Raw genomic sequence first — 17029 nt, forward strand, 5'->3', positions numbered from 1 at the left:
AGCTCTGCGCTCCAAGGCCTCGGTTCGGACGTCATAGACGGCGAGATACTGTAAAACCGGCGGAGCACGCCCTGGCGAGTGGCGCGGCTGTTGGGGCGCCGCTGAACGACAAGGCGAAATCCAGCGCCATCGTTCGAGTGGCGGGCGCATCGAGCTGACCGCGCTCAACGTAGCGGACGAAAGCCCCGCAACGTGCCAGCTTGCTTGCTGAAGGCGTAGCCGAGGGAGTGGCGCAGCTCGATGTAACGCTCGGCGGCCTTCTCGCCGAGGAAACGGGCGAAGGCGGTCATGCGACGCCTCCCGGAAAAGGGAATGCGACCTCGGCGAGCTGCGAGGCCGGGATCTTTACGTACAGCGCTGTTGTATTGATGCTGCGGTGCCCGAGAAGATCGGCGACCTCGTTGATCGGCGTTCGCTGCCTGACGAGCTGGGTGGCAAGGCTGTGGCGCAGGAGATGTGCACCTGCGACCCGCCCGAGTCCGACCCCGCCATGCCGCAACCGCTTCCGCACGATCCTCGAAACAGGCGCCGCGCACTTGGGAACAGATACGGACTGTCCACCTTCGGTCGAGCGCGCAGGATGTAGTCGGCGAGCGCGGCGCCGGTCTCCTCAAGGAGCGGTGCCACCCGATCACGCTTACCCTTGGTGCGCCGGACTAAAACCGCGCCAGCACGCCAGTCGATATCCTGCAGCCGAATGGCGCGAAGCTCGCTGTTGCGAATGCCCGTGGTGGCGAGTAGCAACAGGACGGCTCGATCGCGGATGTCGACTGGCGTCGTTGCGCCGATCGCATCGATTGCGCGCCGAACGTCATCCCATGCAAGGCGCGGCGGCAAATGCGCCAAACGCCAATGCGGCGTCCCTGGGACGAAGCGGGCGAAATGGTCATGGTGGCCAGCCCAATACAAAAACCGAAGAAATGTTCGGATGTGAGAGGTCGCCGCCGTGCGGGTGGCGGAGGTCGCCGATAGCGACAGCCGATGCTCAACGGCGGCGAAGACATGCTCCGCCGTCAACGCTTGGGGCTCTTGGTCGGGATGATGATGGCGGAATCAATCCAGAAAGCGGCGGCCGCCCAGAAGAACGCCTTCGCGGGTCTTCGGCTCAAGTCCCCGCACCTTGCGCAGATAGAGCATAATCTGACCTGATGGAATCGCGAGGGATTCCCATCGGGGAGAATATCTGATTCATCATGTCGGCTGGGTATGGAGGCCAGCAGGCATGGTTAGAGCCATATCGGAGGATTTGCGTTCGCGAGTGATCGCAGCGGTTGAGAGTGGTCTGTCGCGGCGGGCTGCGGCGGATCGTTTCGGTGTTGCCGCGGCAAGCGCGGTCCGCTGGGTCCGCGAATGGCGAGAGAGCGGCGCGACGCGGGCAAAGCCCCAAGGCGGAGACAAGCGCTCCCAGCGGATCGAAGCCTACCGGGATACGATCCTAGCGGTGATCGAAGGTCAGGACGACATCGCACTGGTCGAGTTGGCTGAATTTCTCAGGGCGGAGCATGCGGTCGTGTTCGCGCCGAGCACGATCTGGCGCTTTCTCGACCGTCACTCGATGACCTTCAAAAAAAACAGCGCACGCCAGCGAGCAGGATCGGCCCGACGTGCTCGCGCGGCGACGCGCCTGGTTCAAGGCCCAGCCTGATCTCGATCCCGAACGGTTGGTCTTTATCGACGAGACCGGCGCATCGACGAAGATGGCTCGCCTGCGTGGACGGGCAAAGCGGGGCATGCGGTGCCGATCTCCGATCCCGCACGGGCACTGGAAAACGACTACCTTTACAGGCGCATTGCGCCTGACGGGCATGACTGCGCCGATGGTCCTCGACGGACCGATGACGGGTGAATGGTTCGCCGCTTATGCCGAGCATGTATTGGCGCCTACGCTTCGAGTTGGTGACATCGTCATCCTCGACAACCTGCCCGCTCACAAAGTCGCCGCCGCCCGCCAAGCGATCGAAGCGGCCGGCGCGCGAATGCTCTTCCTACCGCCTTACAGCCCAGACTTTAACCCGATCGAGAATGCCTTCTCCAAGCTGAAGTCGATCCTCAGGAAAGCCGCCGCACGCAACATCCCCGAGCTTTGGGACGCAATCCGCGACGCCTTGCCACGCTTCACCGCCGAGGAGTGCTCAAACTACTTCTGCGCCGCAGGATACGAGCCTGAGTGATCAGATTCTGCTCTAGTCCGAAAAGGAGGCCAGAAGCGGAGCATCTGGATCATCCTCTACACTTGGAACGGAAACAATGAACCGCTCTGGAGCCACTCGCCGTGCGTGTCCCAGCGCCGATCCTGCCCCAATGCGCGGAGTATCCGTAGTAAACGTGCATAAATAGCTATCGATGACATCTTGATGGATCGGCATCGGACCACTGCGCGGCCCGGCAAACTGGCTAAAGCGCGAATGCGGCTCAGGTAAATCTTGGCGGACGCTCGCTTGTAACCAAGCGTGAAAAAATGCTTCGCGATGCGATCCATCTCGCCACCGAGCGCACCGCTACGCAGGCGCTTGAGCACCCCACGATACGAAAAATAGAACTCGAGCATCCTGCCCCTCCGACATTGCGGCGCAGGGGAATCCCGCGTCCGTTAGAGAGACACGAAATATTATGTGGCGGAGGCAAGCTGGGTTTGGCCGGCCCTGACGGGCGTCAGGGCGGCTCCGCCACATAATCTCGCCCGACGCATAAAAACGGTTGGACTGACCCGCTCCGCGAATGCGGAGCGGCAAGGAGGGTGAGTGCCGCCGGCGTGGTGTTGATCGCGTCGTCTGTCGCGCGGGTCATGTGTCCACAACAAGCTCCGACTGCGTCAGCATGGAGTGGCTGCTTGCAGCCCATTCCATCGGACAAGGAGGAGTTTGTCATGACCCACTTCGCCAGCGCATGAGCGAGGACATGCAGGTGCGCAACTTCGCGCTCAACACCCAGCTGTCGTATCTACAACAGGTGTCGCTGTTCGCGCGTCACTTCGGCAAGTCGCCGGACTTGCTCGGGCGCGAGGATATTCGGACCTATCAGGTCTATCTGACCAACGAGAAGAAGCTGTCGCCCGGCTCAATCCACGTCGCCATTGCGGCGCTGCGCTTTCTCTACACTGTGACGCTCGAGAGGGATTGGGCGCCTGAAGAGGTCCTGCCGCTTCCCAAGAAGCCGCAGAAGCTGCCGATCATCCTCAGTCCCGAGGAAGTTCAGCGGTTCCTCGGCTGCGTCCTCGACGTCAAACACCACGCCATCCTGACCACGTGCTATGCCGCCGGCTTACGCATCTCGGAAGCGGTGCAGCTGAAGCCCACGGGCATCGACAGCCAGAGAATGGTCATTCGCGTCGAGCAGGGCAAAGGCCAGAAGGACCGCTCTGTGATGCTGTCGCCCAAGCTCTTGGAGATCCTGCGCAGCTACTGGAAGGTGCGGCGGCCAAAGGAGTGGCTCTTCCCCGGCGATCGTCCGGCCAGCCGATCACCAGGGATGCGGTGGGACACGCCTGCGCGAAAGCGCGCGACCGCTCCGGATTGTCCAAGCCGGTCACGCCCCATTCGCTCCGCCACGCCTTCGCCGTCCATCTGCTGGAGGCCGGCGCCGATGTGCGCACCATTCAACTGCTGCTCGGTCACCGCAGCCTCGCGACCACCGCCCATTACCTGCGGATCGCCACCAACAAGGTCTGCGCCACGTCGAGCCCCTTCGAGCTCTTTGCCGAGGCCGGCGCCCACCCCGCCGCACCGATGGTTGTTTCGCCTGGCCGACCACCAAGGATCAGGTGACCGTGTCGCTCACTAAGGCACAGCTTTCGCTGCTTCTGGACGGGATCGATTAGCGCCGGCCGAATAAGATTTATCGACCGCGTCTGGCCGGCTAAATTCGGCCGTTCTCATTGATTTTGTGTCGAGTTTGCTTCCGTGGACGAGGTCTTTCGGGTATGTAATTTGGGTGTCAGAACTGGCTCTCCAGCCGTGTCTTCGACAGCTGTGAGGCTATCATCAACGCCGCATGCGAGGCTTGGCACAAACTCCTCGCCGTCCCCGATGCCATCACTTCAATCGGAATGCGGGAGTGGGTCCATATCGGTCAAATCCCATGACTCTTGGTATTAGTCCCTTATCAATCAGACTACTCTCAAGCCGATTGCACCTGCCTCATCGCCGATCTTCAAACGAGACGAACAATCAGGCACCGTTCAAACGTGACCATAGTGTTCGCGATGAACCACGACTGAAAAGGCGTAGTCAAGCAGGGTGCTCCAAGAAAAAATAGGTAACCTCACTTCGCGCTGTACAGAGCGTGCGAAAGGCTGAAGACCCGTGCAACTGAAAACCAGTGCGCGCAAGTCGGGATTCTTAGAGACGAAGTCTTTACACGCGCTAACGAAATCGGTTTCGGCGCGTTCGAAACTGGCCGTCGGAATCGCGAGGCGCTTACTTGCGATCCACAAATTCTCGAACTCCGGGCACGAATATTCCTCGCATGCGCCCATGAACGCGAGGTTTGATGAGGGATCGATTCCGACGCTGACGAGGTGGTGTTCAGTCAGCTGCCGCGGGAAGGCACACACAATCCCAACTTGTTTCGTGGTTCCAGTCAGCCGCTGCGCGAGAGGCACCTGCAGAAGGCTCGACATAAATACAGGCACCGATATCTCGGCCGCCACCTCCTTCTGGAAATACGCGAAGTTACCGCACTCAGCGGCGATGGCTCGGCATCCCATACGTTCGAGCCGGCGCGCCGCCTGCAGTATGGGCTCTAGGCAGGCGGATTTATCCACCTCAAATACGAGCCGATGAATGTCAACACCTTCGACTACGTCATACTGGATCGGAAATGGATAGGCACTTGCGTTCCGCACATCGCCGGGAAACCCCGGGTATACCTCATCGAGCAGCATGACCCCCAGACCCATCCCACAAGCATATGTATGCGGTTGAGCACGAATGTGATCAATTCCAAAATCACGGTTTCCAAACATTATGATAACTCCTCAATCCGGAATGAACTTACTATCTTGATAAAAATTGCACACCGTTCATTGCCATGCTGATAAGCGGCGATGCAGTAGCTCACATGTCCGATGCCCCCTCTTCATCGCTAGCTCTTCACACGGGACGCTCAGAGTCCACCTTTGTCGGCTCATCGGAGAGTTGAAATAGAGACACAGCACATCTGTTTTCGGGATCGGTCCAATGCTGAACCGGACGGAAGCCATACGCAACGAATATTTCATTCAGCGCACTAAGGGTAAATTTCCGCATTATCTCCGTCCTAATCATCTCTCCTTTAGCGAGATGAAATGAGAAGTTTAGCTTCCGAAGGTTCACGGTCTGCTCTTGCACAGCCTGGACGTAACTCTCCATTCTAGACATAGATTGATTATAAAACGCCATATATCTAAACCGAAACAAATCAAAGTTACCTTTGAACCGCTGATTCACGTGTTGTAGAGCGCTAAAGTTAGTTAAAATTGCCGTCTGATTATTGTAGGCCGCCTCCATAATTCCCGTTTCTTTATCCAAATCGACTCCTACCAAGAAATAGTCGCCGACAGATAAGGCCGAGCTGGTCGAGAGTAGAAGATTATTTAGTTCGCCATCATACAGGTTGCCAATTGTGCTGCCGAGAGAAACTAAAAGCTTTCGACCCGTGAGCTTTTTCGTCTGTAAAAGCCCGGTTTGGTATGTGCCGACGATCCCTAGGAAGCCCAAATCCGATGCATCTGAGAGAATGTTTTCGGCCGCACGCTTCAAGATGGAGTGGTTGATGTCGATGGCGGCGTAAGTGGTCTGGCCATGCGCTTTCACATAAGCGCCGACTAAAAGAGTCGTTTTTTCCGCATTGCCAGACCCTAGCTCGATAAGAGAAACAGGACCTGTGACGTCAGAAATCGACTGTGCATGCTTGGCCAGTATGCTTTTCTCTGTCCTGAATAGGTAATACGTCTCTTCCTCGCAAAGACGTTCAAAAAGTTCCGATCCGATCTCGTCATAGAAATATATTGAGTTTATGGCGCGCGGTGACTCACATAGCGACGTGACCAATGCATCTCTGGGAAATAAGAGGGCCTCCGGGACGTCTCGGCCGATAATGTTGCATCTATTCGTAGGTATATTCTCGCTTTGTCTAACCACAGGTGTGTCTCCATCAAGATGAGGCCGATGGGAGATGACGCGTTGCCCCCCCCATGAAGTTGAAACAATGGCGGCATCTCCTGCGGCTTGCGGTAAGGAGAGCATCAAAGATCGTGCCAATTACCGTAAAAAGAGGCTTAGACGGATCCCCCGTTGACTTAGACGAGGGTCTACAGGAAGCTAGATCCGACACGAGATGTCTCGGACTCGACAAACCCGCCAGTAGGTGTTTGCCGGCGTTTCCTCAGGATGGCACATAGGATTCTTCCGGGGACAAGCCGAATTCATCCAAATTGTTCGAGACCAGGTCTCGAGGAGTTCAACCATCCGACTTTCGCCCTCACACGTCTGGGCGAGCGCTGCTTTGCCGCCGAACGGTTGATGGATCTGGAGGTGGGAACCGCTACTGGCGAGAAGAGCCCCTCTACTGCTGGTTCAGCTAACGCCATCGCTTTTGATCTCCTCCGGAACGTTCCCAAGCAATGTTCGACAGCGCAAAACTTAATCGTCGTCCTCGGCCGACCTCCCTGTGGTGTTGTCAATTAATGTCCGCCGATAGTCACCTCGTACCTGGCGCCACCTGTGGTGGTGCGGGAAGTTAAGGGTCCGCAGGGCGGTCCTGTTCGTTAAGCGCCTGAAATGGTGTAATCGACCAATTGATTAAGTCGACCGAACGCTGAAGTATCGCCTCGGTCTGAGCAAGACTATCTGAAGCAGCGATGACATGTGCGATCGTGTCTCGGTAATCGCCCTTCCTAACTATCGGCGACTTGGGTTCAATATACAACTTGACCTCGGCGACACCTGATATGACAGCGGCCAAATTGTGGCCATCGGTCCAATCGAGGACGCCATCGCGATCAGCAACCAGGAACCGGACGGCCGCAGTTTGTGAATGCCTTTTGCGCAAATTCCATTCGCCGCCGATGGCAAGCTTAATGTGTTCGGTGACAAGGTCGATGCCGTAAGCCAACTGGACCAGTTGAGGATCAGGCGTGCCAGCAAGACGCGGATTGACTTCAATGACGACTGGGCCATGCTTCGTGCACCGCACTTCTATGTTCGTCGGCCCCCAGCCAAGCCCAAGAGCTCGCAAACAGCGAAGCGAGACGTCGGCGATACGCTCATGTTCGTCATCAGTCAGCAAGGCCGGGAAGCTGAATTCACGATAGACGAAATAAGGTGGGGGGCCGAAGTGAGCAGCAGTAAATCCAATGACCTCATTCCCCATTATCTGAGCGGTATATTGGGGGCCTTGTGCGAACTCTTCAACCAGTATCCTTGGCGAAGAAGGCCATATGTGCTTCCCATCCAATAGATAGGTCGTATGTTCGGCCAACTCATCGTAGTTACGGCACAGGCGGACACCGATGCTGCAGGTGCCAACTGCTGGCTTAAGAACAACCGGCAGGCCGATTTCCACGGCAGCGCGTTCTACATCAGTGGCATTCGCCGCCACGCAATAGGCTGGCATTGGAACTCCGGCCTGCGCGAGGAGCTGACGTTGAACGAATTTGTCGCAGCATCGTTCAATCGATTCGGGATTCGGTCCTAAAAGACGGAAATGCCGGCAGAGCTTGCCAACTGTCGCGTAGAGCGACTCATCAGCGCTCGTAATTCCTGCAATGTCATAGATCCCACGTACCTTGGAACACTCGCAAATCAGCGCGTCGAGATCGTTTGCATCGACGCGGATTGCCTCAATTCCTTCCCTCGCGAAACTATCGTCCTGTGTTGAATCAGCCAAGAGGACAATTGGAATGAGGCCGAGACGCCGGGCCGCTTGGATGTACAGCAGTCCAGTATCCATCGCATGGCCTTCAACCAGGATAAGCGCTCTTCTTGCCATTGGCTGTAACCCCTAAGCTGAATGCTGTGCGCGGTCCGAGCGTAAACGGCCATGAGGTGTTTGGCCCCGACTGACCTCAGACTTCGTGGCGAGCGTACCATCATCGGCGAATTTCAGCCGTAAAGACTCTGTAAATTAGTTTGAAGGTTTTGTTGCGACCTCAGACTAAGGACGAGGGGCGAAGTTGGTGACACTGGCGAACTGCTCGGTTCTCCATCATGTGAATCGAATGCAGGGCCATTTCACCGCCGCATCCAAGCCTATGCGAATGCGGTCGACGTTCTGGTTGCCTTGAACGCATCAGACTGGAATGAGTCTTGAGTTGGTTTCAACCTAGCTGGCTGGGCTCCCCCCGTTACACCAATTAGAACGTCGAGACACCAAGGCGCAGTTCGGCGCGGAACTGTCGTTCGGCGGGTCGGCTGGCCATTTTCTCATGGCGGATCCCGGCGAATGATAGATTCTGAAGCACTTCATGATCATCGTCTTTCCCATTCCCGACTGTCACCATGGATTGGAACGGCTTGGCGCGCGGGTAGAGGATCCAGCGGCGTGATCGTATCGAGCGTTCATGCCCGGCAGACATCAGGCTGGACAAGGTGAAGGCAAAAGCGAGATCGATGCCGCTGAGTGGTCGTGGCTGGGATCACATGGGCCCAAAGGCTCAATAGTGTGTACGGAGTCCTGCATACTTTGGGACTTTTCATGGGAATCCGATCCGAAATGAGGGATGAATTCGAGGAATTATCGAACACCCTCATGTGGACTTGCCGCATGATCCTGCAAAGCGGTATCGAGGATCGGCAGCGTATCGCGCTCGCCTATCAGGAAGCGCACACCCTGGTTGCCAGCATCCCGAAGGACAGTGGCGATGGCTCGCCCGCGCATTGCCGCCTGCATCAAGCGGTCTGATACCGATAGGGCGGTGGACGATATTGCCTGGTCGGTTGGACGCTGACGGCCGTTGAGGAGCGGGTGGACGAACGAAACCTCCCCATCTGGCGGCAGCTCCGCAAGGTCATTAACAAGAGCCGGTAGTGCATTGATGGGCGGCGATCCGATCGTGTCCCGCGGCGTGGTGTAGTGGGGGTCGCCGTGCTGTCCGGCATGGGCCGGGCTGATCAGCGCGCCACGGCTGGCAGGCTGATCAGGGGATCATCGCTCATCTGGCTGATGGTTTCCAGATGGGTCATATATCTCTGGCCCGCTGCAGTGCCCATTCATCATTCTGTTCGAGCAGGATTGCGCCGACGAGGCGCACGATCGCATCGTCCTTGGGGAAGATTTCGACGACCTCGGTGCGCCGCTTAATCTCGCCGTTAAGACGCTGGATCGGCTTCGTAACCGGTGTGATGATTCTCCGTGCCGATATCCGGCTGCGGTTTCCAGGATCGCGGTGTATGGTGCGACCATCCGGGACGGAGGCACCGGGAGCACGAAGGTGCGGGCAGGCCGATCCACACGATGAGCCGAGAGCTCGTGTTAGTAGCTGGCCGCCTCTGCGACTCGCCCGGTTGCGCCGGGAGCGCCAATCCGTAGTTGTCGTGTCGCCGGCCGCTCCCGTCGTTTTGCTCTGACAGGAGGCACATATGCGACGCGTGATTGGAATGGACATCCACCGAACCTTCGGGGAAGTGGTTTTCTGGGAAGATGGCAGGCTTCGACATGGAGGGCGGGTTGACATGACCCGAACGGCGCTGGAGGGCTTTGGTAAAAGCCTTCTGGCGACAGACGAGGTGGTAATCGAGGCGACCGGTAACTGCATGGCGGTGTCACGGGTGTTGTCGCCCTTCGTGAAGCGGGTGGTCATCGCCAACCCACTTCAGGTGAAAGCGATCGCCCATGCCAATGTGAAGACTGACAAGGTCGACGCGGGCACTCTGGCCAGCCTATACGCCGCAGGCTATCTGCCGGAGATCTGGACGCCGGATGCCGCCACCGAGCGATGCGCAGGCTGGTCGCACGGAGCTATCATGCGGCATCGGACCCGGATCAAGAATGAGGTGCATGCGATCCTGCATGCGCACCTGATCACGAAGTGTCCGCACGCCGATCTGTTCAACGTCCGCGGCCGCGCCTGGCTGGCGCGCCAGCCAGTGCCCGACGATGAGCGCTTCGCGATCGAGCGGCATGTGCGCGAACTCGATCGGCTTGCCGAGGACCTGGCGACCCTCGACCGGGAGATTGCCGAGACCACGCTGGACGATCCAGCGGTCAGGCGTCTGCTCACCATCACCGGCGCCAACCTGGTCGTGGCAGCGGGGCTGATGTCGGCGATCGGCGACATCGCTACTTCAAGAGCCCCCAGAAGCTGGTCAGCTATTTCGGCCTCAATCCGCGTGTGCATCAGTCGGGCCTCGGTGCCGCACATCATGGCCGGATCAGCAAGATCGGTCGCAGCCACCCCCTCGCGATGCTGGTGGAAGCCGCTTGGGCAGCCGCCAAGGCGTCGGGTCCGTTACATGCGTTCTTCGTCCGTATCCGGGCCAGACGCGGCCAACAGGTTGCCGCCGTCGCTGTAGCGCGCAAGATGCTGGCATCTGCCGACGAAGGAGGAGGATTATCTCTGGGCACGGCCCAGTCTCGTCGCCCACAAGGTGCGAGGCATGGAGTTGCAGGCCGGCAAGCCGTAGAAGAAAGGCAACAGTCGCGGACCCGCGCATGCCTACAATGTCAAGGGCCTCCGAAACCAGGAGATGCGTATCGCCGAGCAGGCCCAGAAGAGCTACGAGTACTATCGAGGCCTGGCGGCCGCGCCCGCCAAAGGAAAAGGCGCGCGGGCGCCTCAATCCGACAAGGCTTGAATGAGGCTGCTCGGCGGCGCTTTCAGCCGGTGCCGCATCAAGACCCCTCCAGACGGTCTCGTAGGAAACGACGATCCCGCGATCGATCAGGGCCGATGTTTTACCAGCCGTCACGGCGATTTTCGCGCAACCGAGTCTGCGACATGTTCGAGGTTCCACGATGCCGGTGGTGACGCTGTGCAAATCAATGATCGGCTCAGCCTTAGCGCTCCACGCTGGACGAAGGCTGCGCTGCAAGAGGCAGCCATGAATCTTCGATCAGAGCGCGGTGAAGCGCCCTAACAGCGTCGTCAAAGCGGGTTTCATCAACTATGAAGATCATATCTACGCTGCGCATGAGCTTGTGGATGCCTAGGACCTCTATGCAAGCATCCGCTAGCGCTTGCACAGCAATGGCCGCTAGGTTCTGGATATTTAGGTCGCTTCCGATGGCCGAGACAATGCTCACCTTCTTTGTAACAATATCAGCCGTCGGAAAGCTTTCCTCTAGAGCCTGGACAACGGGCGCGATTACGTCGGATGCCGCGGCTAGATAATGCGTGATGGTATTTGCGTTTGATGCCTTAGTGACGACGCGGACGTCATAGCCTTTCAACTTCTTGAGTATCTCCGCATCATAGTCGTTCCCACCCACCATATCCTGCTCGAAAAACTCTAGGGCATACACTCCTCTGAGGCCGGTGATAATCTCTGCCTGCGGTGTGTCAGAGACGTAGTCGCGCGTAATGACGGTTCCTTCGCCCCCCGATTCGAAGGTATTCTTGAAACGAAGAGGTATATTCGCCTGGCGCAGCTCCTTGGCTGCAGCCGGATGTATCGCCTCCACTTCGAGGTTAGAGAGCTGATCGGCGACATCATAGTTGGTGTGGCCGATGGTGCGGACCCGTTCAATGCCGACAATCTTGGGGTCGGCTGTCGAAAGATGGTACTCCTTGTGGATTATTGCCTCCTTGGCGCCTGTCATTACGGCGATCCGGGCGAATGTAAACTCGGTGTAGCCACGGCCATAGAGCTGCACCAGGCCTGCTGGGCATCGGCTGTAGCCCGTGATGATCGGCAGCTGCTTGCCGAGGTCGATCGCGGATAGCGCCGTCTCGATTCGCTCGTCAAGGCTTGTTTCAGTTTCGTCACGCCAGCCCGTCATGTCCACGAAGATCGCCTCCACGCCAAGTGTCCTGAGGAGCAGTGCCGTGTTGTGGGAACTGTGGGCTTCGCCCTGCGCGGCGAGAACCTCGCGCACGGTATTCAAGTGCTCTTCGAGCCTGAAGGGGCCATTTGAGCAAAGCCGCTGCAGATCCAACAGGCAGCCGCGCACCCCTTCGATGCGGTCGCGAACAAAATCATCGGCGACGTGCCTTTCCGGCGAGCGGCCGAAGACTTCCGCATTGATCCTCCTCATCTCACGATGGACCTCTGCGATCGCTTCGACCAAAGCCGATCTTGATTTGTCGCCGGCAAAACGCGCATAGGCGCCGGGCTTGCCAGTTTTCTTGTGCTCGAGGAGCAGATCGGTCATTCCACTATAAGCGGATACGACGAATATCCGGTTGTAGAGTGCGCTCCCCTTGCGTCCTCCGATTAGGACGTTCTTGAGTACGGCAGCGGTGTTGGAGATCGACGTGCCTCCGATCTTCTCGACTGTGTGGGCGCTAGGCTCGCGGTTAGGCAAGAGTTTTCACCTCAAAATCCTTTCGGTGAGTTGTCTCAACTCGCAGCACCAGCGGCCATCCATAGGCGCTATTTCGCGGCGGGACGTCCTGCATGCGCGCTGACATTCATACGTTCTTCTCCTTCTGACATACCTCGCAGCGCTGCCGTGCCAAGGCCCTCCGAACAGCAGCCACGGGTGGTCGATCGAATCCACGCGTCGTCGTACTTTCCTGGTATGCGGATTTGCTTGCGGAGGGGGAAACCACGGCGGCACGGCCTCTAGCATGACGAGCGACGGCAGAGCGGCGGAGCAGCCGAATACTCTCGATGTCGGCGCTCGTTAGCCTTCTCTGTGGCGACATCAGATCGCCTCGGAGTCGAGAGGATAAGCACCGGACTCGTCATGCACCTCGCTGCCGGCCAAGGGAGGGACGAAGACGCAGACTAACACCAATTCGGTCTCAGCACCCAGCAGGTAGGCGTCATGCTTATCGAACGCGTAAATGATGTTCGGTCGCACGACATGGACCTCATCCGCCTGCGGGTCCTCGATAGAACCCGTTCCTGAGATGCAGTAGATCGCCCCAGGGTGGTTCCGAAAGTGCATCTTGAGCCGGGCGCCCGGATGGATCGTGGTGATATGGAAGGAGAAGCCCATCCATCGTTCTTGAGTAGCAACCGCACGCTTTCCCAGCTCGATGTTTCGACACGTCGGGCTGTCAGTTTCTCCTTATTGAAATCCCTGACGATCATGATTCACCTCTTACGCTGCCGTGTTCACAGTCCTGCCGATCACCCTGTCGATAGCGCCCTCGAGGATGTCGAGGCCTTGGCTAAGCTGATCCTCCTTAATGACGAGAGGTGGCAGACATTTCACGACCTCGTCTTTGGGACCAGCGGTCTCGACAATGAGGCCTTTCTGGAAGGCGGTCCAGACGACCTGACTGGCAACCTCGCCAGACTTCAGATCGATGCCTCGCATCATGCCACGACCCTTGGCTGACACGCGGCTTGGGTCGTATTTCTGCGCGATCTGCTCAAGGCGGCTTTTCAGCAGATTGCCTTTCTCCTCGACGGACGCCGCAAAGCTGTCTGTCCGCCAGAAGTGCTCAAGGGCTGCCCGGGCGGTCACGAAAGCATGGCAATTGCCGCGGAACGTGCCGTTGTGTTCTCCCGGCTCCCACTTGTCGAGTTGTCGGTCAATTAGGACGATGGCCATTGGCAAGCCATAGCCCGATATCGATTTCGCCATCGTTACGATGTCCGGGCGGAGACCGGCCGCGTCGAAGCTGAAGAACGCATCGGTCCGGCCAACACCCGCCTGAATGTCATCGACGATCAACAAAGCCCCATGACTACGCGCAATGGCCGCCACCTTGCGCAGCCACTCCGTGCCGGCGACATTCAGGCCGCCTTCGCCTTGAGCTGTCTCGACAATCACCGCCGCCGGAGCGTCTACGCCGCTCGATGGGTCCGAGAGCAGGCGATCAAGGTAATCGGCGGTGTCTACAGCGGATCCAAGATAGCCGTCATAGGGTAGCCGCGTGACGCCGCCGAGCAGCTGGCCGGCGGCTGCGCGGTGGTATCGGTTGCCCGTGCAGGAGAGAGCGCCAAGGCTCGCGCCATGAAAGCCATTGGTGAAGGCTATGACGTTGGCCCGACCAGTGATCTTGCGCGCTAGCTTGAGGGCAGCCTCGACCGCGTTCGCGCCGGTCGGACCCGGAAACTGTACGACGTAGTCTAGTTGCCGCGGCCTAAGGATCGTCTCGTGGAATTCCCGCAGAAAAGATTCCTTGGCTTCGTTATACAGATCGAGGCCGTGGGTGATGCCGTCGTCCGCAATATAATCTGCGAGCGCGGATTTCAGCTCTGGAGGATTGTGCCCATAGTTTAAACTTGAGCAGCCCATGAGAAAGTCGAGATAGGCTGTCCCATCGCGCGCAAACAGCTGAGCCCCTCGTGCCCTAGCGAAAACGACAGGGAATCTGCGGGCGTAGCTGCGCACTTCGGACTCGAGATGGTTGAAGATCGCAAATTCCTCCCGGCGATCCGGTGCACTTTGGACAATCATCGTTGCCTCCTTTGGACGTTGCGTGGCAACGAGAAGCTCTGGCTATCACTGACCATTCGAATCCTCCAGGCGAACACCAGTGGGGCCTTCGCGTCGCGTTTCACGAAGAGGACTCTCAAAAGTCATGCCAATTGCGCCGAGGGAGCCTGAGAAATAGTTTTTCTGAGTTTCGTTCAGTGACTTGAAACCTGAGTGCAGCAGGCACGGCCCAATGTGTCGCGGATTCGACATACACGACAGTAGGTGTCGGCCTGGCGGTTTCTCAGGAATGGCGACGGGGTTTAACAACGGGGCTGGTAGCGGATCATCTTGCGATCGGCGCTGACGACGGAGCATGCTACAGGCCGGAAATTGAACTGATATAAGTGCGCCGAATGGATACTTAGCATGACGTTCCTAAAACTTGATCAGATCGATCTCAAAATCCTCGACGCCATCCAGCGCGCCGGGCGCATCACCAAGCTGGCGCTGGCCGACAAGGTCGGACTGTCGCCGACGCCGTGTTGGATGCGGCTGCGCAAACTGGAAAAGGCTGGCATCGTTTCGGGCTATCACGCCAGCGTCGCCATGCGTTTGATCGCGCCGGTCGCCACCGTTCTGATGGAGGTGACGCTGGCCAGCCACCGCCAGGCCGATTTCGACCGCTTCGAACGCATCATCCGCGACATCCCGGAGATCGTCGCCTGCTGGTCGGTGGGTGGTGGCGTCGACTATGTGCTGAAGGTGATGGCGCGCGACATCGACGCCTACCAGCGGCTGGTCGACGCCTTGCTCGAGCGTGAGATCGGCATCGACCGTTACTTCACCTACGTTGTCACCAAGACGGTGAAGGACGAGAGCGTCGTGCCGGTGGCCGACCTGCTGCCGGCGCAATCGTAACAAGACCACAGATATCCTCTTCCCGGGGCGCACAATAGAGAGACTCTCTCTACGGGCAGGCATCCAAACAGCCTCTCTGTCTGCCCATGGCGAATAGTCTTCCCGTATCAGTCCGAGCCGGGAGGTCTCGACCATGTCCGCGCACTTTGCGTGCACGATCCGCCATGACGCGCTCGATCGCCTCCTCGACCGCCGGCTGCTGCGCGAACTCGCCTATGTCGACGGCCACTGGACGGCGAGCGAGGCCGCCGAAAGCTTCGAAGTCACCGATCCGGCCACCGGCGCCACCATTGCCTTCGTCGCCGCGCTCGATGCCGGACAGACGACGAAGGCGATCGACGCAGCCTGGCGCGCCTTTCCGGCGTGGCGGGCTCTGCTGCCGCAGGAGCGCGCAAGGATCCTGCGAAAATGGTTCGAGCTGATCCTCGCAGCCAGGGACGACCTCGCTCTGCTGATGACGCTGGAGCAGGGCAAGCCACTCAAGGAGTCGCTGGGCGAGATCGACTATGCCGCCTCCTTCGTCGAGTGGTATGCGGAAGAAGCCAAGCGCCTCAACGCAGAGAGCGTCACCAGCCACCTGCCCGGGGCCGAGATGATGGTGCGGCGCGAGCCGCTCGGTGTCGTCGGCGTCGTCACACCGTGGAATTTCCCGTCGGCGATGCTGACCCGCAAGGCAGCGGCAGCGCTCGCCGCCGGCTGCACCATCGTCGCGCATCCGTCCTCGGAAACGCCGCTGTCGGCACTGGCGCTGGCCGAGCTTGGCGAGCGCGCCGGGCTGCCCGCCGGCGTCTTCAACGTCGTCACCGGAAAGGCCTCCACCATTGTCGGTCGGATGTGCGAGGACCCGCGCGTCCGCGCCATGAGTTTCACCGGCTCGACCGAGGTCGGCCGGTTGATCGCGGCACAAAGTGCGCCGACGATGAAGCGGCTGGTGATGGAACTCGGCGGTCACGCGCCGCTGATCGTCTTTGCCGACACCGATCTCGACAAAGCGGTGAGCCTGGCTATCGACGCCAAATTCGCCACGTCAGGCCAGGACTGCCTTGCCGCCAACCGCATCTACGTGCAGCGGCCGATCTATGACCGGTTCTGCGCCGCCTTCGCCCGCCGCGTCGAGACGCTGCGGATCGGCAATGGGCTCGCCGACGAAACCGACATCGGACCGCTGATGCACGAGCGGGCCGTCAAAAAGGTCGAGGAGCAGGTTGCCGACGCGCTCGCCCGCGGCGCGCGCTGCCTTGCCGGCGGCAAGCTTCACGCGGCTGGATCGCTGTTCTATCAGCCCACCCTGCTGGCCGATGTTGCCGACGAGGCGCTGATCATGCGCGAGGAGACCTTTGGTCCGGTCGCGGCGGTGACACCGTTCGACGACGAGGCAGAGGTTGTCGCTCGCGCCAATGCCACCGAATATGGCTTGGTCGCCTATGTCGTGACCGAGAACGGCGCCCGCCAGCAGCGCATGGGCCGCGCGCTCGACTACGGCATGGTCGCCATCAACCGCGTAAAGATCACCGGCGCGCCGATCCCGTTCGGTGGCGTCAAGCAGTCAGGCATCGGCCGCGAGGGGTCGCGCCACGGATTAGAGGCCTTCACCGATCTCAAATATCTCTGCCTTGATGTAGCCTAGGTGTTCGGTCCGGCATGTGATGGATTGGGT

12 protein-coding genes and 4 pseudogenes are annotated in these 17029 nt (G+C 59.0%); 6 read left to right on the forward strand and 10 right to left on the reverse strand.

The window, feature by feature from the left end; genetic code table 11:
- Nucleotides 1–164: 164 nt before the first annotated feature.
- The gene (locus NKH54_RS23910; RefSeq protein ID WP_353029092.1) at nt 165–290 is read right to left on the reverse strand and encodes a hypothetical protein; all 126 of its coding nucleotides are present in this window, start codon (nt 288–290) and stop codon (nt 165–167) included.
- A pseudogene (locus NKH54_RS32540) lies at nt 287–1017 on the reverse strand (site-specific integrase). The gene NKH54_RS23910 and the pseudogene NKH54_RS32540 overlap by 4 nt, the downstream one beginning before the upstream one ends.
- A gap of 205 nt (nt 1018–1222) precedes the next feature.
- On the opposite strand from NKH54_RS32540, the gene NKH54_RS23925 reads away from it, so the two are divergent.
- Nucleotides 1223–2171, forward strand: a protein-coding gene (locus NKH54_RS23925) for an IS630 family transposase (RefSeq protein WP_502907568.1) whose coding sequence is annotated in 2 segments (ribosomal slippage) — nt 1223–1563 and nt 1562–2171 — 951 coding nt in all. Because the reading frame shifts where the segments join, the coding sequence is not laid out codon by codon here.
- Between the two features lie 56 nt (nt 2172–2227).
- On the opposite strand, the gene NKH54_RS23930 is transcribed toward NKH54_RS23925, so the two are convergent.
- Entirely contained in the window at nt 2228–2548 is a 321-nt protein-coding gene (locus tag NKH54_RS23930) for a hypothetical protein (protein WP_353029095.1), read from the reverse strand.
- Between the two features lie 350 nt (nt 2549–2898).
- On the opposite strand from NKH54_RS23930, the pseudogene NKH54_RS23935 reads away from it, so the two are divergent.
- A pseudogene (locus NKH54_RS23935) lies at nt 2899–3764 on the forward strand (tyrosine-type recombinase/integrase).
- Nucleotides 3765–4177: 413 nt separating this feature from the next.
- Here the strand turns inward: NKH54_RS23935 and NKH54_RS23945 are convergent.
- The 3 genes from NKH54_RS23945 to NKH54_RS23955 all read right to left on the reverse strand — a co-directional run bounded on the left by NKH54_RS23945 (nt 4178) and on the right by NKH54_RS23955 (nt 7968).
- Nucleotides 4178–4963, reverse strand: coding sequence for an aspartate/glutamate racemase family protein (locus tag NKH54_RS23945; protein ID WP_353029096.1), 786 nt, complete (start codon nt 4961–4963; stop codon nt 4178–4180).
- Nucleotides 4964–5090: 127 nt separating this feature from the next.
- Nucleotides 5091–6029, reverse strand: coding sequence for an L-histidine N(alpha)-methyltransferase (locus tag NKH54_RS23950; RefSeq protein WP_353029097.1), 939 nt, complete (start codon nt 6027–6029; stop codon nt 5091–5093).
- A gap of 688 nt (nt 6030–6717) precedes the next feature.
- Nucleotides 6718–7968 carry an ATP-grasp domain-containing protein gene (locus tag NKH54_RS23955; RefSeq protein ID WP_353029098.1) on the reverse strand — a complete coding sequence of 417 codons (1251 nt, stop codon included), beginning with the start codon at nt 7966–7968 and terminating at the stop codon, nt 6718–6720.
- A 774-nt stretch (nt 7969–8742) separates the two neighbouring features.
- Here NKH54_RS23955 and NKH54_RS23960 point away from each other — a divergent pair.
- Nucleotides 8743–8880, forward strand: coding sequence for a hypothetical protein (locus NKH54_RS23960; RefSeq protein ID WP_353029099.1), 138 nt, complete (start codon nt 8743–8745; stop codon nt 8878–8880).
- A 209-nt stretch (nt 8881–9089) separates the two neighbouring features.
- On the opposite strand, the pseudogene NKH54_RS23965 reads toward NKH54_RS23960, so the two are convergent.
- Nucleotides 9090–9310 (reverse strand): annotated as a pseudogene (locus NKH54_RS23965) (transposase); the annotation flags it as partial.
- Nucleotides 9311–9575: 265 nt separating this feature from the next.
- Between NKH54_RS23965 and NKH54_RS23970 the strand changes: the two are divergent.
- Nucleotides 9576–10776 (forward strand): annotated as a pseudogene (locus NKH54_RS23970) (IS110 family RNA-guided transposase).
- Nucleotides 10777–10974: 198 nt separating this feature from the next.
- On the opposite strand, the gene NKH54_RS23975 reads toward NKH54_RS23970, so the two are convergent.
- The 3 genes from NKH54_RS23975 to ectB all read right to left on the reverse strand — a co-directional run bounded on the left by NKH54_RS23975 (nt 10975) and on the right by ectB (nt 14493).
- A complete protein-coding gene (locus tag NKH54_RS23975) occupies nt 10975–12441 on the reverse strand; it encodes an aspartate kinase (protein ID WP_353029100.1) in 1467 nt (488 codons plus the stop codon).
- A gap of 342 nt (nt 12442–12783) precedes the next feature.
- Nucleotides 12784–13080, reverse strand: coding sequence for an ectoine synthase (locus NKH54_RS23980; RefSeq protein WP_353029101.1), 297 nt, complete (start codon nt 13078–13080; stop codon nt 12784–12786).
- A 105-nt stretch (nt 13081–13185) separates the two neighbouring features.
- Nucleotides 13186–14493, reverse strand: coding sequence for a diaminobutyrate--2-oxoglutarate transaminase (ectB, locus tag NKH54_RS23985; protein ID WP_353029102.1), 1308 nt, complete (start codon nt 14491–14493; stop codon nt 13186–13188).
- 387 nt (nt 14494–14880) lie between these two features.
- On the opposite strand from ectB, the gene NKH54_RS23990 reads away from it, so the two are divergent.
- Both NKH54_RS23990 and NKH54_RS23995 read left to right on the forward strand, forming a co-directional pair.
- Nucleotides 14881–15372, forward strand: a complete 492-nt coding sequence (locus tag NKH54_RS23990; RefSeq protein WP_353029103.1) for an Lrp/AsnC family transcriptional regulator — start codon at nt 14881–14883, stop codon at nt 15370–15372.
- A 133-nt stretch (nt 15373–15505) separates the two neighbouring features.
- Complete coding sequence (locus NKH54_RS23995; protein WP_353029104.1) at nt 15506–16999, forward strand: NAD-dependent succinate-semialdehyde dehydrogenase; 1494 nt, start codon at nt 15506–15508, stop codon at nt 16997–16999.
- Nucleotides 17000–17029 lie beyond the last annotated feature (30 nt).

It is taken from the genome of Mesorhizobium sp. M1004 (assembly GCF_040318795.1).
GTDB lineage: Bacteria > Pseudomonadota > Alphaproteobacteria > Rhizobiales > Rhizobiaceae > Mesorhizobium.